Source organism: Acidithiobacillus marinus, from assembly GCF_002847505.1.
Taxonomy (GTDB): domain Bacteria; phylum Pseudomonadota; class Gammaproteobacteria; order Acidithiobacillales; family Acidithiobacillaceae; genus Acidithiobacillus; species Acidithiobacillus marinus.
In genome coordinates this window covers 15,634-40,998 of the sequence record NZ_MXAV01000040.1, presented here as the reverse complement: position 1 = coordinate 40,998, position 25,365 = coordinate 15,634, and the positions used below count along the sequence as shown (strand labels likewise).

Below are 25,365 nucleotides of genomic sequence, written 5' to 3'. Positions count from 1 at the left end.
TCGGGTGGAGGTCAAAGACTGAAGAGCCCACCAGAACAGCCATGGATCCCACAACGAATTTTCCAGAGCTTTGAGCGTCTGAACATGTAGTATTGCAATATGCTAATCTATTTCCGTCCAGTCCTTGGAGAAAAGCTCTCGTGACAGCCCTTCTGGTTTTACAGGATTTAGCCAAACGTCTTCCCGGAGCTCCGGATAAGTGGTTGTTTCGAGACGCCAGCCTGGAAGTCTACTCGGGTGATTTTGTGGCTATCATGGGAGAAAGCGGGGTCGGGAAAAGTACCTTGCTGCACATTATCGCCGGGCTCGAACGTTCCGATGCAGGCCAAATGCATTTTCAGAACCAGAACCTGAACGCGCTGGATGACGATAGCCGCACCCTACTGCGTCGTCGGCAAATGGGCTTTGTGTTTCAGGCATTTCATCTGATCCCGCAACTGAACGTGGCGGAAAATATCGCTCTGCCCTGGCGTCTCAATGGGTTGCCGCGCAAGGAGTTGTCCCTGCGCGTTCAGCAGCTTGCCGAACAATTGGGGATAGTTGACCGTCTACAGGCGTGGCCAAGGGAGCTGTCGGGGGGGGAAATGCAAAGAGTGGCCGTGGCTCGGGCGATTGTCCATCGCCCTGCCCTGATTCTGGCGGATGAACCCACGGGAAGCCTGGATGCAGAGTCTGCTGAATCGGTCATGACCCTGCTTTATACCGCCCTGGAAAACGAAGGACCGGCGGTCCTGCTGGTTACCCACTCTCCAGCCGCTGCCCAGCGGGCCCAACGTCTGCTGCGTTTTGATGCCCAGGGGTTTCATTCAAAGTGATCACGCGCATTCCCTGGCAGGCAGCGGTCTGGCGCCCGCTGCGACAACGTCCCGGCGCAACCATCCTCGCCATCGTGGGAATCGCTTTGGGGGTAGCTCTGGGTCTGGCCATAGCGCTCATCAACGTGCAGGCCGTGAGCGATTTTTCGGCCGGTCTGCGGCGCATGGCAGGGCAGGCCGATCTGACGCTTAGTGCTCCCGGACCAGGCTTCGCCGATTCTTGGTATACCCGTCTGAGCATGGCGCCGGGAGTGGCTGTCGCCGCGCCGGAAATCCACCTGCAGGCGGCAATCATCCAGCCGGCTCGTAAAGCCCCGCTGCACATTCTGGGGATAGACGCCTTTCAGGCAGTCCGCATGGGACAGCCATTGCTTCCTCTCCATCTACATAGCCCCTTGGCACTCCTGAATCCCCTGAGTATGGTGCTGAGCCCCTCCGCCATGCGGACCTTGGGCTTAAAGGTGGGCGACACGTTGACTGTCAACGCTGCTGGTCACCCACGCCGTCTTCATATCATCGGCGAGCTGCCGGATATCCCCGGCATCGGTGCCATAGGCGTCATGGATATTGCCGCTGTCCAATGGTTATGGGGACGGGGAAATCAGATCAATCAGATCGACTTGCGACTGCGACCGGGTATCAGCAATGCTGCCTTTGAACAAAAATGGCGGCCCCTGCTGCCGCCCGGTGCGCTGCTGGAAACTCCGGTCCAACAGGGGCGGGTTGCTGCCGATGCGTCCCGAGCCTATCGCGTCAATCTGCTGGTACTTTCTCTGGTCGCTCTGTTTACCGGCGCCTTTCTGGTATATGCCACCCTGGCGATGGGGGTTGTACGCCAGCGGCAACAGCTCGCCCTTTTACGGGTGTTGGGTTTGCGCCGCCGGGAAATCATTTTTGCGGTCATGTTGCAGGGTTTGACGTTGGGGATTCCCGGCGCCCTGCTGGGCTTGCCCTTGGGGGTACTCACCGCCGGGCTGGCGCTGGCGCATCTGGGTGGTGATCTGGGGGCCGGTTATTTCAGCGGATCGGCCCTGCAGTTACACTGGCACCCCTTGCTGATGCTGCTGTTTTTTACAGCAGGACTCACTGCTGCGTTAATCGGTGCGTTTCTACCCGCCTGGGAAACCAGTCAGGCCATGCCAGCTCAAGCTCTGCGCGCCGGTGCCGAAGAACAGTCCACCCTACATCGGCAACATCCCTATATGGGTTTCCTGCTCCTGCTCCTTGCCCTCATGGGGGCACTGGCACCTGCCATCCACGGTATTCCCTACCTGGCTTACGGCGCCATTGCCTGTCTACTTTTTGCCCTGCTTTTTTTATTGACCCCCTTACTCCGCCTGATCATTCATCTCATCCCCCTCCCCGGAGCGACTTTATGGCGCCTGGCGCTGCAACAGTTACGCGGGGCTCCGGGGCGGGCAGCGCAAAGCCTGGCGGCGGTGGTAGTTGCCTTCAGTCTGGTAGTGGCCATGGCGATCATGGTGGGATCCTTTCGGGATTCTGTCGCCAACTGGCTCGGTGATATTCTCCGTGCTGATTTGTATGTGCAGGCAGGGATGAACAAGGACGCGCTGCTCCCGGCGGACAGTGCCAAGTCTCTCTGCCAGCTTGCGGTTGTCAGTCAATGCTCGCCGCTGCGTCGGGTGAGTATCAATCTTTTGCCCGGCCATCCGCCCGTCACTTTACTGGCTCGTGGCATGAATTTGCACAATCCCGGACGGGAAATCCAGATCATCAGCGCTGTTCCGCTCAAAAGTCTGAGCGCGCCACCGGTATGGATATCGGATATTCTGGCAGGCATTAGTCACTGGCATTTGGGTCAGCAGGTGCAGATCCCCTTGGGCGGACAGCAGCGCAGCGTCAGTATCGCCGGTATTTATCGAGACTATGCCTATCAGGAAGGATCCATTTCCATGCCCATTCAGGAATATCGCCAGTGGTCCCATGACCAGGGCGTCAATGGTGTCGCCCTGTGGTTGCGCCCCCATGTGTCAATAGCTGCGGCACTCACGCAACTGCATCAGCAAATTCCTGATTCCCGACAATTCTTGATCGCCACGCCCCGGGAAATTCGGCAGCGCAGTTTGAAGATATTCAACCAGAGTTTTGCCGCGACCTATGCTCTGGAGGCAGTTGCCATGGTCATCGGCCTTCTCGGCGTAAGTAGTGGGTTTGGCGCGCAAACGCTGATGCGCCGCAACGAATTTGCCATGCTCCGTCATATTGGCCTGCGGCAGCGCGATCTGCTGACCATTCTTTTTGCCGAAGGCAGTGTTCTCTCCCTGTCGGGTATTGTCATCGGCGGCGCTCTGGGCCTCGCCATCAGCATCATCCTGATTATGGTGGTCAACCCTGAATCCTTTCATTGGCACATGGGCTTCCAGCCTCCCTGGTCCTTGTTGGGACTGCTCAGTCTCATTCTGTGGATAGCGAGCACCGGCACCATGATCCTCGCCGGACGCCGAGCTCTGCGCCACAGCTCGGCGGTGATACGCGATGACTAAACTGCATTTGCTGACATCCTTACGCCAAAACAGGGGACACAACACTGGACATGTGTTTCTTCTGATGACGCTTCTGCTACTGAGCCCCATGACGGTCCGGGCTGCCGGGCTGCCGCCCGCCGTGCTGCCCTTGCAGCCCACGCCCCAGGTGCAAGTGACGCCGCAGCATCCCCTGCAATTTCCCAATGCCTATGGCAGTCACCCACATTTTCCTATCGAATGGTGGTATATCACTGGTTGGCTCACGAACCGTGCAGGGCATCCTCTCGGCTTTCAGTTGACTTTTTTCCGGGTGCGGCCCAACAAGATCTGGGCGAATCCCAGCGCTTTCAACCCGCACCAGCTGATATTTGCCGAAGCCGCCATCAGCGATCCGGATGTTGGTCATCTGCTGACCGCCCAGCGTATTGCCAGGGCCGGACTGGGGCTGGCCGGAGCTGACCGCGACCATACCCAGGTCTGGATTCGTCACTGGTTTCTGCGCCAGACTCCTGATGGCTACCACGCCGATATTCAGGGGAAAAACATGGGTTATGCCCTACAATTCCACCAGACACAGCCGCCCCTGCTGGAAGGTCCCCTGGGCATCAGCCAGAAAGGTCCCCATCCCCATAATGCCAGTTACTATTACAGCATCCCGCACCTGCAAGTCAGCGGGCAACTCCGCATTCAGGGCAAAACCGAAGCTGTCAAAGGCGAAGCCTGGCTGGATCATGAATGGTCTGCGGCTTATCTGCCGCCCTCGGCGGTCGGCTGGGACTGGCTGGGGCTCAATCTCGACCATGGTGGCGCACTGATGGTCTTCATGATGCGCCGGGCCGACGGCAGCCCGCTCTGGCTGTCAGCCACCCAACGTCTGGGCAATGGTCAGGTGCAGTATTTTCATGGCGACCAGATTCACATGCAGGCCACCGGATGGTGGCACTCTCCCCAAACCGGCATCCGCTATCCGGTGCGTTGGCGCATTCAGGTAGGGAAACAGAAATTTACCATCGCGCCGTTGATGGATGACCAGGAATTCAATGCCAGCCATAGCAGCGGCACCCTCTACTGGGAAGGTGCTGTCCGCGCCATCCATCAGGGAAAAACGCTGGGTAAGGGCTATCTGGAGATGACCGGTTATGGTGGCCGTCTGGCCTTGGGAGAGACCAACAGTGGCCGATAATGCCTTGCGTTGCTACACTTGAAATATGCCTAACTCCATATCGCCTATACATCTGCAAGAACAATTTCTGAAGCGTTTCAATGGACGTACGCTCATCGTCCATCGCGGGTTCCCGGATCAGTATTTCAAGGAGTTGCTGGAGCAACCCGGTGGCGGCGGGCATTTTCGGATAGACACCCGTATAGCTCCAAGCCATCCGCCGACCCCCATCGAATGGGTCGTGCACCAGCATGTTCTGCCTCTCGACTTGCCCCTACCGCTGCTCATCAAAGTCGATGCCGACGCCCTCTATCTGCGCCATCTCTTGCATGGTACCCACGCCGGACATCCCAGCGAGATTCTCTGGATGCTGGACGCCATCCGCGAACGCTATCACGTCCGCCTGGATCGTCAGCAAGGGACGTATCAAGCTGTGCCGGGAATGGCGGTGGAGGACAATGACATCGACTATGATTTCAACAATGACTGAGACTCTCGATGATGCCAGCCTGTTGCGCTACTCCCGTCAGATACTGCTGCCCGAGATAGACCTGGCCGGTCAGGAAAAACTGCTGCACAGCCGGGTGCTCATTATCGGCTTGGGCGGACTGGGATGCCCCGCTGCCCAGTATCTGGCTGCAGCAGGGATCGGGCAGCTGACGCTTTGTGATGGTGACCAAATCGAATCCAGCAACTTGCAACGCCAGATTCTCTATCGCGAAGAGGATGCAGGCCGCAGTAAAGCCAACGTCGCCCGGGAACGCCTGCTGGCCCTGAATCCCCAGATTCGCGTGAGTGCCTGGACCGAGCATGCCCAGGCCGAATCCCTGGGAATCGCTCTGGAGACCCATGATCTGGTGCTGGATTGCACCGACAATTTCCAGAGCCGCCATCTCATCAACCGCGCCTGCCGTGCGGCGCGTAAGCCACTGATCAGCGCCGCTGCCATTCGCTGGGAAGGACAAATCAGCGTTTTTGATTTTCGCCAGACCGATACGGCCTGTTACGCCTGCCTCTATCCTGAAGAAAGTACCGACAGCACGGAAGACAGTTGTTCCCGTAACGGCGTTCTGGGTCCTGTACTGGGCATCCTCGGCAGCATGCAGGCCGTTGAGGCCATCCGCCTGCTCAGTGGGCATGATTCCCCCCTGAGCGGACAGTTGATGCTGCTGGATGCCCTCCACTGGCAGTGGCGACAGGTACAACTGCGTCGCGATCCGGCCTGCGAAGTCTGCGCATGAGTACTCTCCGTCTACCTCGCACCCTCGCCAATGCCCTGCTCAGTGATCTGCAATCGGGTCAGGGCGAAGGCCTGGTGGGATCTCTGCACGGACGCCCCTGCTCGGTGTATCCGGCGCAGGGTGATCAACAAGTCAGCGCCCTGGAAATGCTGACCAGCCGGGGCGAAAATCTGTTTGCCTGCTACGCGGCAGCGCCCCAGGATCCCACCCCGACCCTGCCGCAAACCGCCCCATCCCCTCTTGATCCACCCTATCAGCTCCGGCTGGCTACCGACATACGTGGGGTGATTGTTCTGCGCGCCTATACCCGGGACAGCGGACAGGACTGGCAGGAAAACCTCATCGTGCTGGACAATGACTGAGCGCGACGATTTTTCCGTCATGTCCTTCAATATTCAGGTCGGTATTGGCTCGCACCGCGCCCGGCACATGCTTCTGCATGGCTGGAAATATGTCATGCCCCACGGCCAGAGTCTGCGCAATCTGGAACGTATTGCCGAGATTCTCCGCGAAGCCGACATCGCCGGTCTGAATGAAGTGGATGCCGGCTCTTTTCGCAGTCAGTATGTGAATCAGGCCGGTTTTCTGGCCGAACGCGCCCAGTTTCCCTACTGGGCCCAGCAACGTACCCGGGATTTTGGCGAGCTGGCCCAGCACAGCAACAGTGTGTTGTCGCGCTGGCCCATTGCCCACAGCAAACCGCACTCCCTGCCGAGCTTCATGAAAGGCCGGGGCATGCTGGAAACCCGCACCGATGTCAACGGACGTCCCCTGACTGTGGTCATAACCCACTTGGGATTAAGCCGACATGCTCGCTTCAGTCAAATCCGCGATCTGGCCCAGCGCCTGGGTCAGCGCCACTCCCTCATTCTCATGGGTGATCTGAACTGCACGGCGCGCTCTCCGGAAATCCGCCTGCTGCTGGCTGAAAGTGGCCTGCAGGCGCCACCCTGGAATCCGCCCACCTTTCCGAGCTGGTCACCACGTTTTTCCTTTGATCATATTTTCTGCAGCCCGGACCTGGAATTCACCGAAATCGAAAGTATCGGCACCCCCCTTTCTGATCATCTGGCCCTCAAGGCGCGGCTGCGCTGGCATTCGCAGACAGGGGCAGATGCAAGGCACCCGTCACCTTAAAAGGGATCCGCGTGTTGAGCATTCCCGTCACCAGATACCCCTTGACTGCATAAGGTAATCCCTGCTGGCTACCCACACTGCCCAGATCGCCCAGCAGGGGTAAAAGATTACCGGTGACCGGGACAGAAACCATGCGGCTGCCATAGGCAGGAATATGTACCGGTTTGCTCAGCAAACCAAAAGCTACCTGCCGGTTTTGCACGTAGAGCCGTGCCTCACCCGCCTTGGCGCTCAGCGCCGAACTGTTGGGATTGCTGATTTTCAGATCCAGAACAAATGTCTGAGAAACCAAACCCAGCGTTTGTGGATGAATATTCTCCAACTGTACCTGCGGAGCGTGGGCTGGAAATGCACTGCAGGCAGACAAGAGCAAAGCCATCAGCGTCAACAGGGGCCAACGCCAAAAACTTTGGGACAAGGCATTACTTCGTGTCACAATACCCATCAGTCCACTCCAGAAAATGTCCGTGACCGAGTATAACCCAAGGAATACCCCATAAAAGCCCGAAATCGCGCATGACCGAAAAAAAACCGCAACAACCTCACTGGCAGCTTGAGGATCAGACCATCACCCTGAGTGGACGCTGGACTCTGCGTCGGCTGGGCGGGAACTTTGCCCGCCAGCAAGCCATGCTGCGCAATATACAGGGTAATTTGGTCTGGGACTTACGCGCTGTGGAAGCGATGGATAGTGCCGGCGCGCTGCTGCTCTGGCAGGTGTGGGGTAATCGCCTGCCCGAACAACTGGAACTGAATGATCACCATCGGGCGGTATTTTCCCGACTGGCCGATCTGCAGCCCCTGGCCCATCCCCCGCGCCATCCTTTTCAGTTTCTGGATGCGCTCGGCGCCTTTCTCATCGAAACTGGCCGTGACCTCTGGGGCATTTTTCTGCTGATGGGGGCGCTGATTCTGGAATTTGGACGTGGTCTGCGTCATCCCCGCAGTTTTCCCTGGCGGGAAATTTCCGCCACCATTGTCAACACCGGCCCCAGTTCCCTGCCCATTTTGACCCTCATCGGCTTTCTGATCGGTATTGTGATTTCCTTTCAGTCGGCCTCGACGTTGGCGCAATATGGCGCCAACATTTACATCGTCAATATTGCCGGGCTGAGTATTTTGCGGGAGTTTGGTCCCTTGATCACAGCGATCATTCTTTCCGGGCGTTCGGGTTCGGCCTTTACCGCCCAGATTGGGGCCATGCGCGTCACCGAAGAACTGGATGCCCTGCGCACCTTTGGCATCCCCCCCATTCGCCGTCTGGTGCTGCCCAAGGTCATCGCCCTCGCCATCGTCGTCCCCCTGCTGGTCCTGTGGACAGACATGGTCGGCATTCTTGGAGCCATGCTGGTGGCCAAAGCCAACCTGGGCATCAGTTATCACTTTTTCATCCAGGAAATGCCCGTCGCCGTACCCAGCTTCAATTTGTGGCTGGGCATTGTCAAAGGGGCTCTTTTCGGGATTCTGATTGCGTGGATTGCCGGTTTTCATGGCCTGAAAGTCCAACCCAACACCACCAGCCTAAGTCGGGAAACCACTAATTCGGTGGTGTTTTCCATTACTTTGGTCATTCTCATTGATGCCATTCTGGCGCTGGCATTCGCCAATACAGGAATCACCTGATGGAACGTCCCGACGCCATCATCATGGATAATATCGGTACCCGCTTCGGGGATTACTGGATACATCGCCATCTCGATCTCAAGGTGCAGTGCGGCGAAATTCTTGCCATCGTCGGCGGTAGCGGCACCGGCAAAACCACCCTATTACGGGCCATGATGGGGCTGGTTCCCATTGCTGAAGGGCAGTTGACCATACTCGGCGAAAACCCCCAAACCCTGACCCTGCGTGCACAAACCGCCCTGCGTCAGCGCTGGGGGGTGCTCTTTCAACAAGGTGCCCTGTTCAGCGCCCTGACGGTTTTCGAAAATATTGCCTTTCCCCTGCGCGAATGGGGACACCTGACCCGCACCGAAATCAATGATCTGGTCACTCTCAAGTTACAGATGGTAGGACTCAAACCCAGCGATGCCTGGAAACTCCCGGCAGAACTCTCGGGAGGCATGATCAAACGGGTAGCGCTGGCCCGGGCCCTGGCCATGGAAGCGGAAATTCTCTTTCTGGACGAGCCCACTTCCGGGCTCGACCCCATTGCCGCCTCGGATTTTGACGCCCTGCTCCGTCAGGTCCATGCCGATATTGGCTTTACCGTCGTCATGGTCAGCCATGACCTCGACAGCCTGGCCGCCACCGCCAGCCGGGTAGCGGTACTCGCCGATCATCAGGTGCTGACCGTGGGGCCACTCCGTGAAGTTCAAGCCGTCGATCACCCCTATATTCGCGCATTTTTTCATGGCGAACGCGGCGAAAGACTGCTCAACAGCCTACGCGCTTCGGGTGAGCTGCCTAGTCTCCCCAGCGCTGGCTGATTTGATTGGCGATACCAATCTGATCCAGCACCCGCGCCACCATAAAATCCACCAGATCTTCAATGCGCTGAGGACGGTGATAAAAACCCGGACTGGCAGGCAGTATGCGCACCCCCATCCGCGCCAGACTCAGCATGTTTTCCAGGTGAATGGTGGACACCGGGCTCTCCCTGGGCACCAGCACCAGTTTGCGCCCTTCCTTGAGCATGACATCGGCGGCCCGCTCAGTCAGGTTGTCGGACAAGCCATGGGCTATGGCGGCGAGAGTACCCCCGGAACAGGGACAAATCACCATGGCCCGGGGGGCGTTGGAGCCTGAAGCCACTGGCGCATACCAGTCATGGGGGGCATACACAGACAGCAGACCGGGCTCTTCCAGGCCAAAATGGGCATGCAGAAACTGGGCCACCGCCTCGGGCTTTTCGGGCAAATCCAGCCCCAACTCCTCCCGGCAGACCACCCGGGCCGCGTCGGAAATCAGCAGGTACACCTGCACCCCGGCAGTCAGCAACACCTCCACCAGGCGTATACCATAGGCGGCTCCTGATGCCCCGGTCATGGCTACACAAATCCGGTCCCGGTACTGGGCGCGTCGTTCTTTCATGCTGATTCTCCCGTCATTTCCGCTTCCCGGTGCGCCAGTCCCGCCAAGATGCGACCGTGAATGCCTGCAAAAGCCCCGTTGCTCATCACCAATACCTGATCACCCGCTTGCAGACTCTGCACAAGATCTTGCAGTAGCGCGTCCATGTCTGCGTATACCGCCGCCTTCCCCGCCAAGGCTGTAGCCACGTCCCAGCCGATATCCCCAGGAGCAAACACCAAAGCCTGATCCGCCCCTTCCAGACTGGCACCCAGAGTCTGCTGATGCACCCCCAGCTTCATGGTGTTGGAACGCGGCTCCAAGACAGCAATCAAACGACCAGCATCACCCATACGCCCGCGCAGGGCGGCAATGGTAGCAGCAATGGCGGTCGGATGATGGGCAAAATCATCATATACCGCCACCCCGGCCACCGTACCACGCAACTCCAGACGCCGGCGCACGCCCTGAAAACGGCTCAAGGCATCGCAACCCACGTCCAAAGGCACCCCAGCATGGCGGGCGGCCAGCAAGGCCGCCAGAGCATTTTCGGCATTGAAAACCCCGGCCATCTCCCATTGCACCCGGCCACGCAGCTGACCCTGCTCCAGGACGCTGAAACGCCTGCCATCGGCGCTATCCAGGCGCACCTGCCAGTCCGCATCGCCAGTGTCTCTCTCTCCTCCGGCAAAGCGCAGTACCGGCGTCCAGCAGCCCTTGTCCAGCACCTGCTGCAAGGCGGAGGCTGCGGCATTCACCAGCAGTATGCCAGTTCCGGGCACAGTGCGGACCAAATGATGGAACTGGGTGATGATGGCCGCCAGATCTGGAAATATATCGGCATGATCATATTCCAGATTATTCAGGATCAGGGTGCGGGGATGATAATGCACAAATTTGGAGCGCTTATCGAAAAAAGCCGTATCGTACTCATCAGCTTCGATCACGAAAAAAGGACTATCGGTGAGACGCGCTGACACCCCGAAATTGCGGGCTTCGCCGCCAATCAGAAAACCCGGATTAAGGCCTGCCTCCTGCAAAATCCAGGTCAAGATAGAGGTGGTGGTGGTTTTTCCGTGCGTACCCGCCACCGCCAGCACCCAACGATTGGCCAGTATTTCCCTATACAGCCAGCCGGGACCGGAATCATACGGGATTTGCCGATCCAAAACGGCTTCCACACAGGGATTGCCCCGGGACAGGGCATTGCCGATAATCACCAGGTCCGGGACAGGCTGCAGCTGCTCGGGGTCATAGCCCTCATGCACCACAATCCTCTCACGGGCCAGCAGATCGCTCATGGGGGGATAGGTGTGGGTATCTGAACCAGTTACCCGATGCCCGGCCGCCCGGGCCAGCAAGGCAATGCCCCCCATAAAAGTCCCGCAGATTCCGAGGACATGAATATGCATGGGTAGTTAATGCATGGTACTGCGGGAGGGCGCGCCCAAACGCTGGTCGAGCATCTGGTTGGCCAGTTCAAACATGGCCGTAAATTTTTCAAGCAACTCCTGATAGTGGCTCATGAGCGCCTCTTCTTCGGCCAGCACCGGATGATCGTCGAGGGATCGGGCGAGCATGTCCCGGGCCATGCCCAGACGCTCCACCACCTCGAAATAGGCCCAACCGTCGGGGGGCTGGGCGCTGGCGGCAGCCAGTTCCTGCTGAAAATACCAGACCAGGGCACCCCGGGTAATGGCCTGGGCGGCTGTCGCCTCTTCCACCTCGGTCAACTGCCACTCATGACTGATCGTTTCCTGCCAGTCCATATACACATGCCAGCGCTGGCCTTTTTCATCAGACATGAATTCGAGGCGCACACCGACCCCCTGATCGCCCAGGCGGGCAATCAGGCGTTCTGCCTCATCCCAGTCTTCGGCGTAATCCGGAATGGGACTCCCCGGAGGAGAACCCATGACCAGGGTTTCGACCTGCTCCAGATAGCGTTGATCGAGGGCGGCACTCCGGGCCATTTCCAGCGCGTCCTGGCTATTCAAAGAAGGTTCCATCCACCGGGCTGCTGGCACTGGCATAGAGCTTGCGCGGCATCCGCCCTGCCAGAAAAGCCTTGCGTCCGGCATCCACTCCCAAACGCATGGCTTCGGCCATCAATATGGGGTCTTTGGCGGCGGCGATGGCGGTATTCAGGAGTACCCCATCGCAGCCCAGTTCCATGGCGACAGCTACATCAGAGGCCGTACCCACCCCGGCATCCACCAGAATCGGCACCGTCGCCTGCTCCAGAATGATGCGCAAATTATAGGGATTGCGAATACCCAGTCCCGAACCGATAGGTGCCGCCAAAGGCATGACCGCCACGCAGCCCATTTCCGCAAAGGTTTTGCAGGCCACCGGATCATCGACACTGTACACCATCACCTCAAAACCCTCGGCAATGAGCACCTTAGCCGCCTCGTAGGTTTGCCGCATGTCGGGGTAGAGGGTCTGGGGATCACCGATGACTTCCAGCTTGACCAGTTTCCAGTCGCCCAGCTCGCGGGCCAGACGACAGGTACGCACGGCGTCCTCCGCCGTATAACAACCCGCCGTATTGGGCAGAATGGTAAAGCGATCCGGGGGCAGGACATCGAGCAGGTTGGGCGCGTCCTTGTCCTGGCCCAGATTCACCCGGCGCAGAGCCACGGTAATGATTTCCGCGCCCGCCGCATCCACTGCCACCCGAGTTTCCGCAAAATCCTTGTACTTGCCCGTACCCACCAACAATCTGGACTGGTACGCCCGCCCCGCGATGACCAGGGGATCTTTTTGCATCGTCATGATTTATTTCACCTCAACAAGGATAATCGGGCCGGTGCATCAACCACCGCCCACCGCCTGAATGATCTCCAGACGATCCCCGGCTTCGATGACGGCCTGGGCATGGGTACTGCGCGGGACGATTTCGCCGTTACGCTCCACCGCCACCCGACGGTCAGCCCAGCCCAGTTCAGCCAGCAGGGTCAGCACTGTGATTTGCTCCGGCACCTCGCGGGCCGCACCATTTACCTGTATTTGCATCCCTGCGATGCTAGAACCTCCCCGCAGGGGCGTCAATCCCGCAGGCCACTACTTGCACGAATACCCATTTGCGACTTTCAACAGACCTTGATTCAAAGCGTGCAAACCATTCACAGCCTATGTATTGACAGCTGCATCCTGTACTCTCAGGCTAACATCATGAATAATGAAGAATGTCTTGCGTAATATGGAGGTTTTCATGACCCCCTTGGGTGCAGCACATCCCCGATTGAGCGTCAATGACTATCTTGCTGGGGAACGAGACGGCGAGCTTCGACATGAATATGTTGCCGGCAATGTCTATGCCATGGCTGGTGCCAGTCGCCGCCATGCGCTGATGGTCACTGCCCTTACCCTCTTGCTGGGTCCCGAGGCCAGAAAGCACGATTCTCAGCTCTTCAACAATGACATGAAAGTACGTATCCAGCAAGCCGGTGAAGAAAGCTACTATTATCCTGATTTGTTGCTCAGTTGTGACCCCGAAGATCGGGAAACCTATTTCAGCACCCGACCCTGCCTGATTATCGAAGTCCTGTCGGAAAATACCGAGCGCATCGACCGGCGCGAGAAGCTCTATGCCTACACCGGTGGTCTGCCAAGCCTGCAAGAATACCTGTTGATAGCCCAGGACCATCGTCAGCTAGACCTGTATCGCCGCACAACGGATGGCTGGCAACATGAAAGCTACGTCGAAGGCAGCATCCACCTGCAATGCCTGGATATGGATCTATTCCTGGACGATATTTATTACGATGCCGAGCGTGCGTAATGAACAGCCCCACCCCGCTTGACAGCATTCAATCCGCCCTCCTACGCTAGCCCCATGACTGCCGCCAAACGCCTTGCGCGCTATGTAGATCTTTTGGACCTGCCTGAAAATATGGTCGGGGAGATTATTGACGGCCAGTTACATACCCATCTCCGGCCGACGCCTGGCTATGCTGGCACCCTCGCCCTCGCAGGACTGTGGATGGACTGAACCACATGCGCCTCAGCCCCGAGCAAGTCGCCATCATCCGTCAGGCCGCCCAGGAAAGCTTCGGTCCTGAGGCCCGTATCTGGCTTTTTGGTTCGCGGGTGGATGACAGCAAGCGGGGCGGGGATATCGACCTGCTGATTCAAGTGGACAAGCTGTCTGCGGAGAACGGCCTCATGGCGAAAATCCGTTTCTTGGGCAAACTGGAAAAAACCTTGGGTGAGCGTAAGATCGATGTCGTTATCGAAAATCCCGGCGACACGCGACCCATTGTTCGCGTCGCCCATCATACCGGGGTCCGGTTATGAGTCAGAAACCGGAGATTCTCGCGCTGCAACAAACGTATGCCAGTTGTCGGGGCCATGCCCAGATCCTGGGCGAAGCCCTGGCCGATTTGCAACTGCGGAACCTCCAGATTCAGGACATCTCCCATCTTTCCAAGGAGGACCGGCGCATCCTCGACCAGTTCGCCTATCGCTACACCCGCCTGCAAGACGACATCGGTGCAAGGCTCCTGCCCGCCATACTGCGGGCCATGGAAGAAGACATCGCCACAATGTCCGTTGCGGATCGTCTCAACCGCCTGGAACAACTCGGCTGGCTGCCGTCAGCCGACGAATGGTCGGATCTTCGCCGCATTCGCAATGAATTCCCCCATGATTACCCTGATACCGTCGCGGAACGTTTCGCCCGACTGCAAATGGCGCTCAACGCTTCTCAAAGAGCGCTGGAAATTCTGGAGGCGCTTTCCCGGAAAATCGAACAGCATTTCCCGGACTTAACCGCATGATTTCTGAGTGCATCTCACTCACAAGCGATGTCACCCAAAACATTGACAGCATCCCTCGGCACCTCCTACGCTAGTCCCATGACTGCCGCCGAACGCCTTGCGCACTATGAAGACCTTTTCGACCTGCCTGAAAATGTGGTGGGGGAGATTATTGACGGCCAGTTACATACCCATCTCCGACCGACGTCTGGCCATGCTGGCACCCTCGCCCTCGCCGGGCTATAGGTGGACTAAAAATTATGCGCCTCAGCCCCGAGCAAGTCGCCATCATCCGCCAAGCCACCGCAGAAAGCTTCGGCCCCGGGGCCCGCGTCTGGCTGTTTGGTTCGCGGGTGGATGACAGCAAGCGGGGCGGCGACGTGGATATTATGGTGGAATCAGGCAGCCCTATCGACGCTCCCGCCTTTCTCGCCGCCAACCTATCCGCTCGCTTGCAGCGAAGGATGCACGGACGCAAGGTCGATGTCCTGCTCCTTGCACCCAATCTCCGTCACCTTCCCATCCACGATATTGCCAAGAGCGAAGGTCTGCTTTTATGAGCATCCCCCGCAAGTTGCAGGAGCGCCTCCAATTTCTGGCACGGGTGGTCGATCGCGAAACCCTGCATTTGCGAAGCACCGATCAACGTCTTTTTGTCTCCGGCTTCACGGTGGAAAATGCACGCAGTCTTGAGGACAACCCCGAGCTCGCGGAAATGGTGGACGCTTTTGTCAGCCGCTTCGGGCGCCTGCAGGATACGGTGGGTGACAAACTCCTCCCGGCATGGCGCAGCGCCGTGGGCGAAGATCCCGCCACCATGACCGACAATCTGGATCGGGCAGAACGGCTGGGCCTCATCGATTCTGCCGATCTCTGGCTCACTCTACGGCAACTCCGCAACCAGATGATCCACGACTATATAGAAGACCCCATGGTGCTCGCGAACGCTCTGCAGACCGCTCACGCGCATCTTCACATCCTTACCGACGCCGCCCACGCCTTGTTGAATGACCTGGCCAAGCGCGGCCTCATTTCCTGGTCTTGAACCCCATGCGCCTCAGCCCCGAGCAAGTCGCCATCATCTGTCAGGCCGCCGAAGAAAGCTTCGGCCCCGAGGCCCGCGTCTGGCTGTTTGGTTCGCGGGTGGATGATGACAAGCTTGGCGGCGATGTCGACCTGTTTGTCGAAAATGACCAGGATCTGCCGGTACAGGCCCTGCTGCGTACCCAGGCACGCATAGAATACGCACTGCGCTTGCCTACCGATCTCGTGGTCCAAACGCCGGGCCACCAAGCGGGACCGATTGCCAACATCGCCCGAATGACAGGGATACGCCTGACATGACCACGCTCTATCAAGAACAACAGGCACTTCTGGGGCGCCAGCTCGCGGTGCTGCGACGCCTGCGAGACGGTTTACGCTTTTCCGCCAGTCGGCTGCGCTGGCCGATTACCGCCACCGACCTCGACGACCCGGAAGCCGCCGAGCGACTGGCCGCGCTCAACGACCGCTTCGCCAAGTTGCAAGATCAGCTTGCCGGCGCCCTGCGCCACGCCCACACCATGCTGGGTGAGCGGTACCGGACCTTTTTCGACGTCATCACCTGGATGGCACACGAGGGCATCATTACCAGCCCGGAAGTCTGGCTGGAGCTGCGCACGCTGAGGAATCAACTGACCCACGACTATGATCTGGACGCACAGGCAGCAGTCAGATACCTCAATGCACTGTACGACAACATGGATGTCCTGATTGCTATCGTCGAGAAGTTTGCAGGCGTGTGCCAAAAATATGGATTGCTCTCCGGCATGGACCGCTCAGCAGCATCCGCCGAAACCATGCCGGATACCGAGTAACCACATGCGCCTCAGCCCCGAGCAAGTCGCCATCATCCGCCAGGCCGCCGCAGAAAGCTTCGGCCCCGAGGCCCGCGTCTGGCTTTTTGGATCGCGGGTGGATGACAGCAAGCGGGGCGGGGATATCGACCTCTATATAGAGAGCCCCCAACCCAGCGCAGATGCCCTTGATCAACAATTGAAGTTCTGGAGCCTGCTGCAACGCCGATTGGGAGAACAACGCATAGATATTGTCATCCGGGCCGCAGACAGCACCCCCCAAGCCATCCACCAGATCGCCCGCCGCACAGGGATCCCTCTTACATGATTCGCATACCCAGCGACGTTCTCCAACGCCTCGCTCTGATCCTGGTCACCCTGGAGCGGGAGGACACGCTGCTTCAAGGGGTTACCCGCCGCCTTTTCGACGATCATAGCCGACTCGACGATGCCTGGCTCGACAGCATTCTCACCACGCCCGAGGGTATCGACCGGCTGGAATCCTTTGGCGCCAAGTTCGGACGGATGCAGGATACCCTCATGGGTAAGGCTTTACCGACATATCTCCAGGCTGTCCTCGAACCCACTGGCAGCGTCATTGATCATCTTAATCGTGCCGAAGCACTGGGCATCATCGAGCAAGCCCAGGACTGGATGGAGATGCGCGCCCTCCGTAACCGATTGGTACACGAATACCTGCCGGGTCCAGAAGTCATGCTGGCCAGTCTAGAGCGAGCCCACCACTTCATCCCGGTACTGCAAGCCACCTATATCGAACTCCAGCACCGCGCAACGCGCATTCCCGGCTGGAAACCTGAGCTCATGATCTTAACGGGTAAGGAATAACCCCATGCGCCTCAGCTCCGAGCAAGTCGCCCTCATCCGCCAGTCCGCCGAGGAAAGCTTCGGCCCCGAGGCGCGGGTTTGGTTTATTGGTTCGCGGGTGGATGACAGCAAGCGGGGCGGGGGTATCGATGTTGACATATGATATTACACGTAACACTATCATACCCATGAAAAATCTTGACGAGTATCCCTTCGAAATTCGCCCACTGTCCGAAGCAGAGGGCGGTGGCTATCTCATCTCTTATCCGGATTTTTCCGAGTGCATTTCTGACGGTGAAACCGTTGAGGAAGCCATCTCCAACGGCCATGATGCCCTTGTGGCCACGATCACCGCACTGGAGGCAAAAGGTTTTCCGGTCCCCGCACCTAACAGCGGCGGCGTGGCGTCAGGCAAGTTTGTCGCCCGCGTGCCCAAAACGATCCACGCGCAACTGACAACGCGAGCCAAAGCTGAGGGGGTCTCCCTCAATAGCCTGGTGTTGACCTTCCTTGCGGAAGGTCTGGGGAGGCGGGAGCACCATGTATAGCCGCTTGAAAACAGAACGCCTTGCGCGCTATGAAGATCTTTTCAACCTGCCTGAAAACATGGTAGGGGAGATTATTGACGGACAGCTACACACCCACCCTCGACCCGCCCCAGGCCATGTCCGCGCTTCTTCGGCCTTAGGCAACAAGGTCGGCAGTCCCTTTGACCAAGGCGCGGGTGGCCCCGGTGGCTGGTGGATTCTGGATGAACCCGAGCTGCACCTGGGTGCAGATATTTTCGTCCCCGACCTGGCCGGATGGCGTCGGGAGCGGATGCCTGCCCTCCCCAAGACGGCCTGGTTCGAAATGGCCCCCGATTGGGTCTGCGAAGTGCTCTCCCCCGCTACCGCCTGCCCTGATCGAGCCCTCAAGCTGCCGCGCTATGCTGCCGCAGGAGTCGCGCACTGCTGGCTAATTGATCCCGACATACGCACTCTGGAGGCTTATATCAATCAGGATGGTCACTGGCTGCTGCTGGGAACCTGGGCAGGGGATGATCAGGTCGCCATTGATCCCTTTGCCGCTGTTACTCTTGATCTTTCTGGGCTGTGGGTGGATTGAAGGTCATGCGTATTAGCGCTAAACATACCGGTATCATCTACCGGCGGCATTCAGAAAGTTTCCACTTGGAAGCGGATAATCTATTAGTCCTTGATAAAATAACTTCCAAGACCTGGTCATGACTACCCCTCACCCGCGCATCGCCCGCTCCACATTCATCAATCTTGCAGGTTTAGTGATACCAACTTTAGTTTCATTAGCCACTGTACCCCTATATCTGCGCTGGATCGGTGAAATTCGCTATGGAGTCTTGCTCCTTGCCTTTACCTTGCTTGGCTATTTCGGCGCCTTTGACCTCGGGCTGGGTCGGGCTGTAGCTCAGCGGATCGCCCGGCAGGAAAGCAGTGAAGAACGCAACCGGACTTTCTGGACCGCGTTTCTTATCAGCGCAGGCATGGGTGCGCTGGGAGGAATCATTCTTTATTTTCTCGGTCACTGGCTCTTTGCCGATATTTTTCAGATTCCTGCGGCGTTGCGCAGCGAAGCCCAAAAGGCCATCCCGTGGCTTGCTGCCATCGTTCCTCTCATTGCCGTAATCTCCGTCCTTGCTGGCACTCTCGAAGCCCGTCAGGCATTTTTTTCCCTCAATGCGAGCCAGATCGTCGGCGTCATCAGCCTACAGACTTTCCCTCTACTCAGTGTTGCCCTGGATCATGGCAGTATCGCCGCCCTCATTGCAGCGGCTCTAGCCGGACGTTTAACAGGAGTGTTGGTCATGTTCTGGTTGACCGCGCTCAGATTGCCCTTTGCGGGTTGGCCTACCCTGCATCGTGCTGAAATCGGACCTCTGTTACGATTCGGTGGCTGGGTAAGCGTTTCCGGTGCCGTTATCCCGTTGCTTACTATCATTGATAGACTGATCATTGGTAGCCGTCTTGGTGCCATTGCAGTCACCGCTTACACCGTTCCTTTCAATCTTACCCAGCGCCTCAGCTACCTGCCTTATGCCCTTAGCACCACCCTCTTCCCACGGTTCTCGCAAGCAAAAGAGGAAGATGCCAAAGAACTCTTGCATCAGGCAGTCACGGCCCTCGCAGCCTTACAGACCCCCTTTATCGTCCTTGCCATACTGGTCATACACCCATTTCTTACACTCTGGATTGGCGCAACTTTGGCGGCGAAGATGACTCCAGTAGCCATCATTTTGTTACTAGGAATATGGATTAATGGGCCCTCATTAATACCCTATACCTACATGCCTGCTCGAGGGAGACCGGACCTCATGACTAAGTTCTATCTTGCAGAGCTTCTGCCATTTTTACTTATCTTATGGACACTCATCGCTTGGCAAGGAATTGTCGGTGCCGCAGTAGCTTGGGCGCTGCGGAGCGGAGCAGATGCAGTTTTTTGCTTTATAGCCACCCGCACCATCAAAACTTTCGGACGGGCAACTAGCCTGACATTGACGCCTATTATCTCCGCCACAATCATAGCTTCCTCATCGCTAACAGTCACTATTTATATTTTAACAGGAGTTATGGTTCTTGCAGTTTCACTAGGCATCTCATATTACCTGCTACCAGAGGCACAACGCATTAATTTATCCTTCTGGAAAAGAACCTCCATCATATCAAAACACTCATGAATAGATGATTGAATACATGAAAAAAATTAAATATATTTTGCGAAAGACCCCTTTCTTTATACCAGTTAAATGGCTAGCAGCATTACTGGGGAGGAGCAGCTTTCCTCTCCCTTTTACCTCCACTATCCTAGCAGAGCCTTTTTTGGATCGCGCTATCTCACGCATTGGCCATCCACCAGATCCAGAGCGAAGCAAAGAGCAGTTCTATAGCTATTTTAGTGAAATATGGGAAGATGGTTATGAAAACGGATTACATCAGCAATATGAGACATATCTACCACATATCCCAAGAAACACAAAAAAAATTTTTGTCGATGTTGGCTGCGGTGCAGGTGAATTTTTAAGTTTTTTAACTTCCAATGGAATACAAGCTATTGGAATCGATGAAAATGAACAAGAGGTAGTAAGGGCTCAAAATAATAACATTAATGTTATCAGGGCAAATGCTTTAGAGTTTTTTGCAACAATTCAACACAGTTTTCAGGCGTTTCACTTATTGAGGTGATTGAACACATACCGAGCGATGACATTTTAAATTTACTAAAAGGAATATACAACTCACTCACAAAAGACGGGATTATTCTCATTGAAACCATCAACCCAAAAAACAAATTTGCATTTAATGCGTTCTACACAGACCCAACCCATGTGCGCCCAATCACTCAGGAATATTTGGTATTTCTATTACAGTGGGTTGGATTTAAGGAGGTTAAAATAATTTATACTGGCCCGTTAGCCTATTCACTTGATGAGCGAAACGATATCTCAAGAGCATATTTAGTATATGCAATCATAGCGATGAAGAGTTAACATGAATACTGATTACAGCATAAACACAGAGATTTCTCAGGTAAAAATCTTAGTCTTGTGCCATAATACACCATACCCTCCTATTCATGGAGGAAAACTTGATATGTGGAATAGTTTGGTACTTTTATCAAAAGCAGGCGCTCGAATACAAATGATTTCATGGGACGACAAGGAGCTTAACATTAATAATAACAACATCATCCTGTCCGTTTGCGAAATACATCATCTTATTAAACTATCAAGGAAGTTTTTATTTAGATTAAAGCGAGCACACCTCTTACTCCAAAACCCATGGTTTGCCAACATTCGATGGCCCCAAAAAAACCAATTAGTTACCATATCCGAAGAAACGATAAGATTTGATCCTGATATTATATTTCTACATGGCTGGTATGGTGCCCTTCTAGCTTTTCATCTTCATAAAAAAACTAAAGCACCGATATTTTATAGGTCGCACAATATTGAGTTTCTTTATATCAAGAACCAAGGCAGATACGCAAAAAGCATAAGAGCAAAGATAGTAAATTTAATTAGCTGCCTTCATTTAAAATCCTTTGAGTTAAAAATCATCAATAATTCATATATTAATTATTACATATCTGATAATGATTGCAATTTTTTTAAACGCCTTGGCGATCAAAAAGGAAAAACAATACTTCCCTTCATAGACCTAAATGAAGAAATCCTAATAAATGAAACCCCAGAATTCAACCTTTCATTTATGGGCAATCTTAATACCTTAAACAATGTCAACGGAATAATGTGGCTTATCACAAAAGTAATGCCTATAGTTTGGAAAACACGTAGTAGCGTCAACCTGATCATATCTGGATCAAACCCCCCAAAAAAATTGATACACGAAATATCAAAACACGGACAAATAAAACTATACGAAAACCCTCCTGACTCTTCTTTGGCACTTTCAAATGGGCAAATATATTTAAATCCTGTAGAATCCGCTGGTGGAATACAGTTGAAAAATATAGAAATGGCCAAGCATGGTAGACCTATGATAGCCCGCTCAAACAGCTTGTTAGGATTGCCTGAGAAAATAAAAAATCTGTTTATAATTGCAGACACTCCTGAGCAATTTGCCGCCGCGATCATCAATGAATTAACCATCAATCGGGATCATGTTAATAACATACCCATATTAAGTGAGTATTTTGGTGAAAGTTCAGCTTTAAAAATAATAAATGATATTAATTATCTAAAATCAAAACCTGATTAGCACAATGAGTAAATATCTCCCGACAAAGCCGGGAGCTTTAGTTTGACCGCCAAACATGTGGATCATCCGCCCCTTTATCGGCAGGAGTCCCAATATCAGTGGGTCGGTGTACCTATTTCCCGCGTCACCCCCTGCAGCGGGATGAGACAGACTGGAAAAATCCGGCACTAGCCTGATCAGCAACTACTCGCTGGGTGGGTTCGCTGAACGCTTATCGATCTGCTCACGAACCGCTTTGGGCGTCTGGCGTTGTTACCTGGACCCGACGCGCAGCTCCATGTGTGATAAAGGATGCCCTGAGCCTACCCACGGCTAAAGCCGGGGGTTTCGTACCCCGGGTGATTGCTTTGCCTCCCATGGATTGATGACGTTCACCCCGGCAGCTTCATAAGGACTGGTGTCGCGGGTGGCAACGGTGAAGCCGTTGGCGAGGGCGACGGCTGCAATGAAGGCGTCGGCCGTTTCTATCGCCAAGCCGATAGCGCGGGACTTGGCCAGCAGCTCAGCATAGGCTTTCGTGCAAGCCATATCGAACGACAATACCCGGTTGGCGAACATCGGTAATAAGCGCTTTTCCAAATTTTCATGCAGGCTGTCCCGACGCTTTCCGGCCGATATCAGCGCGATACCCGCACGCAACTCGGCTACCGTGATCGCAGACAGGTAAAGTGTTTCCAGCGCTTGCGCGTCGAGCCATTTAAGGACATGGGTATTCGGAGCCGGGCGCTGCGGCTCCGAAATGACGTTGGTATCGAGTAGAATCATTCAAAGTTCGCTGCTCGGGCTGGGGTCTTGATGCGCGCGCTCTCGAAGATGGCGGCTTCTTCATCTGTTAAACCGCTCGCCTCGCGAGCGATAGAGGCCAGAAACGAGCCAAGCTTCACGCGCCCCTCCGGCTTAGCCGCCCGCTCCAGGATGTCGCGGATTTCCGCCTCGGTGCTGCGACCATGATGGGCGGCCTGGATTCGGATGGCCCGATGTACCTCATCGGGCAGATTTCTGACATTCACATTTGCCATTTGATATATCTCCATAAAAATCTATCAACGCACCCATTGTATGAAAATGATACCAAAACGCAATTAAAATCCACTCCGAACACGGGTGCTGGCGGTTGCGCGTGGCGAGTACAGACCCAAACCTGGAGAACCCAAGGTCTAGTTCACCTTCATGAAATCACTCGCCGAAGTGCTGAGGGATGAGAATCGCGCATTGTTAAAGGTCATCATGGAGACGAAGCCACAGTCAATATCCGCTCTGGCCGAAGCCACAGGCCGCAAGACGAAGCAATACCAGGAGAGAAGGTTTTCGAGCAACCCCCCTCAAATTATTTTGAAACGGAGGATGGCGTGAGATACAATGTATCTCATTCAGCCAAAAAGGAGGATGACATGACTGCTACCACCACCATGATTCACGTTCGCGTGGACGAGAACATCAAGGCGCAGGCTGCGGAAACGCTGGCCTCGATGGGTCTAAGCGTATCCGATGCAATCCGCGTGTTCCTGACCCGCGTTGTCGCCGAAAAGGAAATGCCTTTCGCTATCAAAGCGCCGAATGCCACCAGTCTCGTTGCCATCGCAGAGGCCGACCAAATTATCAAGAGCCGTCGCGCCCGCTTCGCGAACGCCGATACCCTGCTGAATGACCTCGAAGAAGCCAGCCGCAAGTAAACGGACAAGTCTGCCCCGCGCGTCAGATTATACAAAGAACTTCCTCAAAGACTGGCAGCGCCTGTCCCACTCCGGCCGGTACGACATGAACCGCCTGAAAAAGGCCATGACGCTACTCATCGCCAATGACAGACCTCTCCGCCTGAATGGCTCAATCACCTGCTGGCGGGCGATTGGGCAGGCCATCGTGAGTGCCACATTGGCGGAGACTTCCTGCTAATCTACAGGCTCGATGACTCCAGCAAGAGCGGATTAGTGGTATTCGTACGTTGCGGTACCCATTCTGAGCTGTTTTGAAGCAACTACGCAAACCGCTCCGGCCGATACGGCAACGGATCGGTGAACGGTGTTTCTCCGCCCATCATTTCGGCGAGCAGGCGGCCGGTGGTGGGACCGAGGGTAAGGCCCTGATGACAATGGCCGAAGGCGTACCAGAGGCCATTCTGGCCGGGGGCGGGGCCGATGATGGGGAGCATGTCGGGGGTGCAGGGGCGCACGCCCATCCAGGCTTCCGGGTCCAGACGGGTACCGAGACCGGGTAATAGTTGCCGGGCCTGGGCTTCGGCGCGGGTCAGGGGCACGGCGGAGCGGGGTGCATCACGGTGGGCGAACTCGGCGCCGGTGGTCAGGCGAATGCCGCGTTGCATGGGTGCCAGCACATAGCCCTGATCGGCATCCAGCACCGGATGACAGAGCGGCGTGGCCGCTTGGCTGTAATGCATGTGGTAACCGCGCTTGACAAAAAGCGGGGGATGAAAGCCCAGGGCGCGGGTCAAATCCGGTGACCAGGCCCCCAGGGCGATGACCAGTTCCGCTGCTTCGATAGGGCCATGGGCAGTTTGCACCCGCCAGGCGGCCTGGTCCCGCAGAATACTTTGGGCATTGCCGGTACGAAATTCGCCGCCAAGCTGCGTAAAGTAATTCAGATAGGAACGGGTCAGAGCGTGGGGGTCGGTCACCGCCAGAGGTTGGGTCCAGTGAATACCGCCCGCCAGGCCGGGCCGCAAGCTGGATTCCATCTGTGCCACCTGCGCCGTATCCAGGGCGGTATAGGCCACCCCAAAATGTTCAGCCTTGTAAGTGGCTTCCTGTAAAGCGTGATCCAGAGATTCCTGATGGGCATGCACCTGTAACCATCCTCCTGAATGGAACAGATCCGTCGCCCCGGCCAACCCGGCCAGAGCCAAATGATCGTCCAGACAGTGAGCAATGAGGGCCGCATAGTGGCGGGCAATAGCGCGATGGCGTTCTTGCTGGGAGTTGTACCAGTACTGCATGAACGGGATGGCGAGGCGGGGCAGCATGGTGCCGCGATAATAGGCTTCCGTGGAATGATTGCGGGCATAACTCAGCATTTGTGCCAGGGCACGGGGGAAAGGATGGGGCATGACGGCTTCGCGCTGAATCAGGCCGGCATTTCCAAAAGAAGTCCCCTCCCCCGGTCCCTGCCGGTCGAGCAGCAGAGTCTGCCGCCCGCGCAGTTGCAATTGCAGGGCGATAGAGACGCCGACAATGCCGGCACCTAAGACAATGACTGAGGGATGGTGGGCCATAGATGGATTCTGCCTGAATCAGGCCGGAAACTGAACAGCAGATATTACGAGTCTGCGCATCCTTGACCTTGCCTACAGCAACATCCGCGAGACCTTGGCTGGCATCGTCAATCAGCAGAAAGACAGAATA

40 protein-coding genes and 1 pseudogene are annotated in these 25,365 nt (G+C 56.0%); 32 read left to right on the top strand and 9 right to left on the bottom strand.

Annotation, left to right across the window (positions count from 1 at the left end):
* The first annotated feature begins 140 nt into the window (after positions 1–140).
* The 7 genes from B1757_RS10875 to B1757_RS10845 all read left to right on the top strand — a co-directional run bounded on the left by B1757_RS10875 (position 141) and on the right by B1757_RS10845 (position 6,841).
* Positions 141–815, top strand: coding sequence for an ABC transporter ATP-binding protein (locus B1757_RS10875; protein ID WP_101538326.1), 675 nt, complete (start codon positions 141–143; stop codon positions 813–815).
* On the top strand, positions 812–3,319 hold the full coding sequence (locus B1757_RS10870) for an ABC transporter permease (RefSeq protein WP_101538325.1): 2,508 nt from the start codon (positions 812–814) through the stop codon (positions 3,317–3,319). Before B1757_RS10875 ends, B1757_RS10870 begins: the two co-directional genes overlap by 4 nt.
* Positions 3,320–3,383: 64 nt before the next feature.
* Positions 3,384–4,484 carry a lipocalin-like domain-containing protein gene (locus B1757_RS10865; RefSeq protein WP_101538385.1) on the top strand — a complete coding sequence of 367 codons (1,101 nt, stop codon included), beginning with the start codon at positions 3,384–3,386 and terminating at the stop codon, positions 4,482–4,484.
* Between the two features lie 25 nt (positions 4,485–4,509).
* Positions 4,510–4,953: a hypothetical protein gene (locus tag B1757_RS10860; protein ID WP_101538324.1), complete on the top strand. Its 444-nt coding sequence runs from the start codon at positions 4,510–4,512 to the stop codon at positions 4,951–4,953.
* Complete coding sequence (locus tag B1757_RS10855; RefSeq protein WP_101538323.1) at positions 4,946–5,704, top strand: HesA/MoeB/ThiF family protein; 759 nt, start codon at positions 4,946–4,948, stop codon at positions 5,702–5,704. The genes B1757_RS10860 and B1757_RS10855 overlap by 8 nt, the downstream gene beginning before the upstream one ends.
* Entirely contained in the window at positions 5,701–6,066 is a 366-nt protein-coding gene (locus tag B1757_RS10850) for a hypothetical protein (RefSeq protein WP_101538322.1), read from the top strand. Before B1757_RS10855 ends, B1757_RS10850 begins: the two co-directional genes overlap by 4 nt.
* Entirely contained in the window at positions 6,059–6,841 is a 783-nt protein-coding gene (locus tag B1757_RS10845; RefSeq protein ID WP_101538321.1) for an endonuclease/exonuclease/phosphatase family protein, read from the top strand. Before B1757_RS10850 ends, B1757_RS10845 begins: the two co-directional genes overlap by 8 nt.
* Here B1757_RS10845 and B1757_RS10840 read toward each other — a convergent pair.
* On the bottom strand, positions 6,780–7,286 hold the full coding sequence (locus tag B1757_RS10840; protein WP_101538320.1) for an LEA/WHy family protein: 507 nt from the start codon (positions 7,284–7,286) through the stop codon (positions 6,780–6,782). The two genes, B1757_RS10845 and B1757_RS10840, sit on opposite strands and share 62 nt — an antisense overlap.
* 71 nt (positions 7,287–7,357) lie before the next feature.
* On the opposite strand from B1757_RS10840, the gene B1757_RS10835 reads away from it, so the two are divergent.
* The gene (locus tag B1757_RS10835; protein ID WP_101538319.1) at positions 7,358–8,464 is read left to right on the top strand and encodes an ABC transporter permease; all 1,107 of its coding nucleotides are present in this window, start codon (positions 7,358–7,360) and stop codon (positions 8,462–8,464) included.
* Complete coding sequence (locus B1757_RS10830; RefSeq protein WP_101538318.1) at positions 8,464–9,270, top strand: ABC transporter ATP-binding protein; 807 nt, start codon at positions 8,464–8,466, stop codon at positions 9,268–9,270. The genes B1757_RS10835 and B1757_RS10830 overlap by 1 nt, the downstream gene beginning before the upstream one ends.
* Here the strand turns inward: B1757_RS10830 and B1757_RS10825 are convergent.
* From B1757_RS10825 to thiS, 5 genes are read right to left on the bottom strand one after another with little or no spacing between them, the layout of a single operon-like run.
* Complete coding sequence (locus B1757_RS10825; protein WP_101538317.1) at positions 9,248–9,874, bottom strand: flavin prenyltransferase UbiX; 627 nt, start codon at positions 9,872–9,874, stop codon at positions 9,248–9,250. The two genes, B1757_RS10830 and B1757_RS10825, sit on opposite strands and share 23 nt — an antisense overlap.
* Complete coding sequence (mpl, locus tag B1757_RS10820; RefSeq protein WP_101538316.1) at positions 9,871–11,265, bottom strand: UDP-N-acetylmuramate:L-alanyl-gamma-D-glutamyl-meso-diaminopimelate ligase; 1,395 nt, start codon at positions 11,263–11,265, stop codon at positions 9,871–9,873. The genes B1757_RS10825 and mpl overlap by 4 nt, the downstream gene beginning before the upstream one ends.
* Positions 11,266–11,271: 6 nt before the next feature.
* A complete protein-coding gene (locus tag B1757_RS10815; protein WP_101538315.1) occupies positions 11,272–11,862 on the bottom strand; it encodes a hypothetical protein in 591 nt (196 codons plus the stop codon).
* Complete coding sequence (locus B1757_RS10810) at positions 11,843–12,625, bottom strand: thiazole synthase (RefSeq protein WP_101538384.1); 783 nt, start codon at positions 12,623–12,625, stop codon at positions 11,843–11,845. The genes B1757_RS10815 and B1757_RS10810 overlap by 20 nt, the downstream gene beginning before the upstream one ends.
* A 45-nt stretch (positions 12,626–12,670) precedes the next feature.
* Positions 12,671–12,871: a sulfur carrier protein ThiS gene (gene thiS, locus B1757_RS10805; protein ID WP_101538314.1), complete on the bottom strand. Its 201-nt coding sequence runs from the start codon at positions 12,869–12,871 to the stop codon at positions 12,671–12,673.
* 199 nt (positions 12,872–13,070) lie between these two features.
* Between thiS and B1757_RS10800 the strand changes: the two genes are divergently transcribed.
* The 19 genes and pseudogenes from B1757_RS10800 to B1757_RS16190 form a co-directional block, all read left to right on the top strand.
* Positions 13,071–13,640 carry a Uma2 family endonuclease gene (locus B1757_RS10800; RefSeq protein ID WP_101538313.1) on the top strand — a complete coding sequence of 190 codons (570 nt, stop codon included), beginning with the start codon at positions 13,071–13,073 and terminating at the stop codon, positions 13,638–13,640.
* An 18-nt stretch (positions 13,641–13,658) separates the two neighbouring features.
* Positions 13,659–13,850 carry a hypothetical protein gene (locus B1757_RS15165; protein ID WP_143484249.1) on the top strand — a complete coding sequence of 64 codons (192 nt, stop codon included), beginning with the start codon at positions 13,659–13,661 and terminating at the stop codon, positions 13,848–13,850.
* A 5-nt stretch (positions 13,851–13,855) separates the two neighbouring features.
* Complete coding sequence (locus B1757_RS10795) at positions 13,856–14,155, top strand: nucleotidyltransferase domain-containing protein (RefSeq protein WP_101538312.1); 300 nt, start codon at positions 13,856–13,858, stop codon at positions 14,153–14,155.
* Positions 14,152–14,637, top strand: coding sequence for a hypothetical protein (locus B1757_RS10790; RefSeq protein WP_101538311.1), 486 nt, complete (start codon positions 14,152–14,154; stop codon positions 14,635–14,637). Before B1757_RS10795 ends, B1757_RS10790 begins: the two co-directional genes overlap by 4 nt.
* A 78-nt stretch (positions 14,638–14,715) precedes the next feature.
* Positions 14,716–14,862, top strand: coding sequence for a hypothetical protein (locus B1757_RS15160; protein ID WP_216360860.1), 147 nt, complete (start codon positions 14,716–14,718; stop codon positions 14,860–14,862).
* A 14-nt stretch (positions 14,863–14,876) separates the two neighbouring features.
* Positions 14,877–15,176, top strand: coding sequence for a nucleotidyltransferase domain-containing protein (locus tag B1757_RS10785; protein ID WP_101538310.1), 300 nt, complete (start codon positions 14,877–14,879; stop codon positions 15,174–15,176).
* Positions 15,173–15,661 (top strand): hypothetical protein, encoded by a 489-nt coding sequence (locus B1757_RS10780; protein WP_101538309.1) that lies wholly within the window; start codon positions 15,173–15,175, stop codon positions 15,659–15,661. Before B1757_RS10785 ends, B1757_RS10780 begins: the two co-directional genes overlap by 4 nt.
* Before the next feature lie 5 nt (positions 15,662–15,666).
* Positions 15,667–15,960, top strand: coding sequence for a nucleotidyltransferase family protein (locus B1757_RS10775; protein WP_101538308.1), 294 nt, complete (start codon positions 15,667–15,669; stop codon positions 15,958–15,960).
* A complete protein-coding gene (locus B1757_RS10770) occupies positions 15,957–16,472 on the top strand; it encodes a hypothetical protein (protein WP_101538307.1) in 516 nt (171 codons plus the stop codon). The genes B1757_RS10775 and B1757_RS10770 overlap by 4 nt, the downstream gene beginning before the upstream one ends.
* A 4-nt stretch (positions 16,473–16,476) precedes the next feature.
* Complete coding sequence (locus B1757_RS10765) at positions 16,477–16,779, top strand: nucleotidyltransferase domain-containing protein (RefSeq protein WP_101538306.1); 303 nt, start codon at positions 16,477–16,479, stop codon at positions 16,777–16,779.
* Positions 16,776–17,297, top strand: a complete 522-nt coding sequence (locus tag B1757_RS10760) for a hypothetical protein (RefSeq protein WP_101538305.1) — start codon at positions 16,776–16,778, stop codon at positions 17,295–17,297. Before B1757_RS10765 ends, B1757_RS10760 begins: the two co-directional genes overlap by 4 nt.
* 4 nt (positions 17,298–17,301) lie before the next feature.
* Positions 17,302–17,439: a hypothetical protein gene (locus tag B1757_RS10755; RefSeq protein WP_216360859.1), complete on the top strand. Its 138-nt coding sequence runs from the start codon at positions 17,302–17,304 to the stop codon at positions 17,437–17,439.
* Positions 17,440–17,464: 25 nt separating this feature from the next.
* Positions 17,465–17,824, top strand: a complete 360-nt coding sequence (locus B1757_RS10750) for a toxin-antitoxin system HicB family antitoxin (protein WP_101538383.1) — start codon at positions 17,465–17,467, stop codon at positions 17,822–17,824.
* Positions 17,817–18,383, top strand: coding sequence for a Uma2 family endonuclease (locus tag B1757_RS10745; RefSeq protein ID WP_101538304.1), 567 nt, complete (start codon positions 17,817–17,819; stop codon positions 18,381–18,383). The genes B1757_RS10750 and B1757_RS10745 overlap by 8 nt, the downstream gene beginning before the upstream one ends.
* Before the next feature lie 118 nt (positions 18,384–18,501).
* Entirely contained in the window at positions 18,502–19,968 is a 1,467-nt protein-coding gene (locus tag B1757_RS10740; protein WP_101538303.1) for a flippase, read from the top strand.
* 16 nt (positions 19,969–19,984) lie between these two features.
* Entirely contained in the window at positions 19,985–20,473 is a 489-nt protein-coding gene (locus tag B1757_RS10735) for a class I SAM-dependent methyltransferase (protein WP_172437683.1), read from the top strand.
* Positions 20,470–20,778: a hypothetical protein gene (locus B1757_RS16110; protein ID WP_101538301.1), complete on the top strand. Its 309-nt coding sequence runs from the start codon at positions 20,470–20,472 to the stop codon at positions 20,776–20,778. Before B1757_RS10735 ends, B1757_RS16110 begins: the two co-directional genes overlap by 4 nt.
* 1 nt (position 20,779) lies before the next feature.
* Positions 20,780–22,009, top strand: a complete 1,230-nt coding sequence (locus B1757_RS10725) for a glycosyltransferase (RefSeq protein WP_101538300.1) — start codon at positions 20,780–20,782, stop codon at positions 22,007–22,009.
* A gap of 42 nt (positions 22,010–22,051) precedes the next feature.
* Positions 22,052–22,159, top strand: a pseudogene (locus B1757_RS16190) (hypothetical protein); the annotation flags it as partial.
* 162 nt (positions 22,160–22,321) lie between these two features.
* Here the strand turns inward: B1757_RS16190 and B1757_RS10720 are convergent.
* Together B1757_RS10720 and B1757_RS10715 are read right to left on the bottom strand one after the other, a co-directional pair.
* A complete protein-coding gene (locus B1757_RS10720) occupies positions 22,322–22,774 on the bottom strand; it encodes a type II toxin-antitoxin system VapC family toxin (protein WP_101538299.1) in 453 nt (150 codons plus the stop codon).
* Positions 22,771–23,028: a FitA-like ribbon-helix-helix domain-containing protein gene (locus B1757_RS10715; RefSeq protein WP_101538298.1), complete on the bottom strand. Its 258-nt coding sequence runs from the start codon at positions 23,026–23,028 to the stop codon at positions 22,771–22,773. The genes B1757_RS10720 and B1757_RS10715 overlap by 4 nt, the downstream gene beginning before the upstream one ends.
* 151 nt (positions 23,029–23,179) lie before the next feature.
* Here B1757_RS10715 and B1757_RS16185 point away from each other — a divergent pair, with 151 nt between their 5' ends.
* The 4 genes from B1757_RS16185 to B1757_RS16105 all read left to right on the top strand — a co-directional run bounded on the left by B1757_RS16185 (position 23,180) and on the right by B1757_RS16105 (position 23,979).
* Positions 23,180–23,362 (top strand): HVO_A0114 family putative DNA-binding protein, encoded by a 183-nt coding sequence (locus tag B1757_RS16185; RefSeq protein ID WP_438263623.1) that lies wholly within the window; start codon positions 23,180–23,182, stop codon positions 23,360–23,362.
* A gap of 38 nt (positions 23,363–23,400) precedes the next feature.
* Positions 23,401–23,682 (top strand): type II toxin-antitoxin system RelB/DinJ family antitoxin, encoded by a 282-nt coding sequence (locus B1757_RS10705; protein ID WP_101538297.1) that lies wholly within the window; start codon positions 23,401–23,403, stop codon positions 23,680–23,682.
* An 85-nt stretch (positions 23,683–23,767) separates the two neighbouring features.
* On the top strand, positions 23,768–23,902 hold the full coding sequence (locus tag B1757_RS15930; RefSeq protein WP_301179165.1) for a hypothetical protein: 135 nt from the start codon (positions 23,768–23,770) through the stop codon (positions 23,900–23,902).
* Entirely contained in the window at positions 23,842–23,979 is a 138-nt protein-coding gene (locus tag B1757_RS16105; RefSeq protein ID WP_216360862.1) for a type II toxin-antitoxin system YafQ family toxin, read from the top strand. Before B1757_RS15930 ends, B1757_RS16105 begins: the two co-directional genes overlap by 61 nt.
* 5 nt (positions 23,980–23,984) lie before the next feature.
* Here the strand turns inward: B1757_RS16105 and B1757_RS10695 are convergent, their stop codons facing one another.
* Positions 23,985–25,235, bottom strand: coding sequence for an NAD(P)/FAD-dependent oxidoreductase (locus B1757_RS10695; protein WP_101538296.1), 1,251 nt, complete (start codon positions 25,233–25,235; stop codon positions 23,985–23,987).
* Between the last annotated feature and the right edge of the window lie 130 nt (positions 25,236–25,365).

Coding starts and splice junctions, on each gene's coding strand:
- B1757_RS10755 (WP_216360859.1), top strand. CDS start 17,302: ATGCGCCTCAGCTCCGAGCAAGTCGCCCTCATCCGCCAGTCCGCCGAG.
- B1757_RS15160 (WP_216360860.1), top strand. CDS start 14,716: ATGACTGCCGCCGAACGCCTTGCGCACTATGAAGACCTTTTCGACCTG.
- B1757_RS10775 (WP_101538308.1), top strand. CDS start 15,667: ATGCGCCTCAGCCCCGAGCAAGTCGCCATCATCTGTCAGGCCGCCGAA.
- B1757_RS10750 (WP_101538383.1), top strand. CDS start 17,465: ATGAAAAATCTTGACGAGTATCCCTTCGAAATTCGCCCACTGTCCGAA.
- B1757_RS10845 (WP_101538321.1), top strand. CDS start 6,059: ATGACTGAGCGCGACGATTTTTCCGTCATGTCCTTCAATATTCAGGTC.
- B1757_RS10860 (WP_101538324.1), top strand. CDS start 4,510: ATGCCTAACTCCATATCGCCTATACATCTGCAAGAACAATTTCTGAAG.
- B1757_RS10840 (WP_101538320.1), bottom strand. CDS start 7,286: ATGGGTATTGTGACACGAAGTAATGCCTTGTCCCAAAGTTTTTGGCGT.
- B1757_RS10715 (WP_101538298.1), bottom strand. CDS start 23,028: ATGGCAAATGTGAATGTCAGAAATCTGCCCGATGAGGTACATCGGGCC.
- B1757_RS10825 (WP_101538317.1), bottom strand. CDS start 9,874: ATGAAAGAACGACGCGCCCAGTACCGGGACCGGATTTGTGTAGCCATG.
- B1757_RS10815 (WP_101538315.1), bottom strand. CDS start 11,862: ATGGAACCTTCTTTGAATAGCCAGGACGCGCTGGAAATGGCCCGGAGT.
- B1757_RS10835 (WP_101538319.1), top strand. CDS start 7,358: ATGACCGAAAAAAAACCGCAACAACCTCACTGGCAGCTTGAGGATCAG.
- B1757_RS10720 (WP_101538299.1), bottom strand. CDS start 22,774: ATGATTCTACTCGATACCAACGTCATTTCGGAGCCGCAGCGCCCGGCT.
- B1757_RS10740 (WP_101538303.1), top strand. CDS start 18,502: ATGACTACCCCTCACCCGCGCATCGCCCGCTCCACATTCATCAATCTT.
- B1757_RS15930 (WP_301179165.1), top strand. CDS start 23,768: ATGAACCGCCTGAAAAAGGCCATGACGCTACTCATCGCCAATGACAGA.
- B1757_RS10850 (WP_101538322.1), top strand. CDS start 5,701: ATGAGTACTCTCCGTCTACCTCGCACCCTCGCCAATGCCCTGCTCAGT.
- B1757_RS10735 (WP_172437683.1), top strand. CDS start 19,985: ATGAAAAAAATTAAATATATTTTGCGAAAGACCCCTTTCTTTATACCA.
- B1757_RS10725 (WP_101538300.1), top strand. CDS start 20,780: ATGAATACTGATTACAGCATAAACACAGAGATTTCTCAGGTAAAAATC.
- B1757_RS10765 (WP_101538306.1), top strand. CDS start 16,477: ATGCGCCTCAGCCCCGAGCAAGTCGCCATCATCCGCCAGGCCGCCGCA.
- B1757_RS10695 (WP_101538296.1), bottom strand. CDS start 25,235: ATGGCCCACCATCCCTCAGTCATTGTCTTAGGTGCCGGCATTGTCGGC.
- B1757_RS10745 (WP_101538304.1), top strand. CDS start 17,817: ATGTATAGCCGCTTGAAAACAGAACGCCTTGCGCGCTATGAAGATCTT.
- B1757_RS10830 (WP_101538318.1), top strand. CDS start 8,464: ATGGAACGTCCCGACGCCATCATCATGGATAATATCGGTACCCGCTTC.
- B1757_RS10760 (WP_101538305.1), top strand. CDS start 16,776: ATGATTCGCATACCCAGCGACGTTCTCCAACGCCTCGCTCTGATCCTG.
- B1757_RS10865 (WP_101538385.1), top strand. CDS start 3,384: ATGACGCTTCTGCTACTGAGCCCCATGACGGTCCGGGCTGCCGGGCTG.
- B1757_RS10855 (WP_101538323.1), top strand. CDS start 4,946: ATGACTGAGACTCTCGATGATGCCAGCCTGTTGCGCTACTCCCGTCAG.
- B1757_RS10705 (WP_101538297.1), top strand. CDS start 23,401: ATGACTGCTACCACCACCATGATTCACGTTCGCGTGGACGAGAACATC.
- B1757_RS10800 (WP_101538313.1), top strand. CDS start 13,071: ATGACCCCCTTGGGTGCAGCACATCCCCGATTGAGCGTCAATGACTAT.
- B1757_RS10810 (WP_101538384.1), bottom strand. CDS start 12,625: ATGCAAAAAGATCCCCTGGTCATCGCGGGGCGGGCGTACCAGTCCAGA.
- B1757_RS10785 (WP_101538310.1), top strand. CDS start 14,877: ATGCGCCTCAGCCCCGAGCAAGTCGCCATCATCCGCCAAGCCACCGCA.
- mpl (WP_101538316.1), bottom strand. CDS start 11,265: ATGCATATTCATGTCCTCGGAATCTGCGGGACTTTTATGGGGGGCATT.
- B1757_RS16185 (WP_438263623.1), top strand. CDS start 23,180: ATGAAATCACTCGCCGAAGTGCTGAGGGATGAGAATCGCGCATTGTTA.
- thiS (WP_101538314.1), bottom strand. CDS start 12,871: ATGCAAATACAGGTAAATGGTGCGGCCCGCGAGGTGCCGGAGCAAATC.
- B1757_RS10780 (WP_101538309.1), top strand. CDS start 15,173: ATGAGCATCCCCCGCAAGTTGCAGGAGCGCCTCCAATTTCTGGCACGG.
- B1757_RS10790 (WP_101538311.1), top strand. CDS start 14,152: ATGAGTCAGAAACCGGAGATTCTCGCGCTGCAACAAACGTATGCCAGT.
- B1757_RS10795 (WP_101538312.1), top strand. CDS start 13,856: ATGCGCCTCAGCCCCGAGCAAGTCGCCATCATCCGTCAGGCCGCCCAG.
- B1757_RS10770 (WP_101538307.1), top strand. CDS start 15,957: ATGACCACGCTCTATCAAGAACAACAGGCACTTCTGGGGCGCCAGCTC.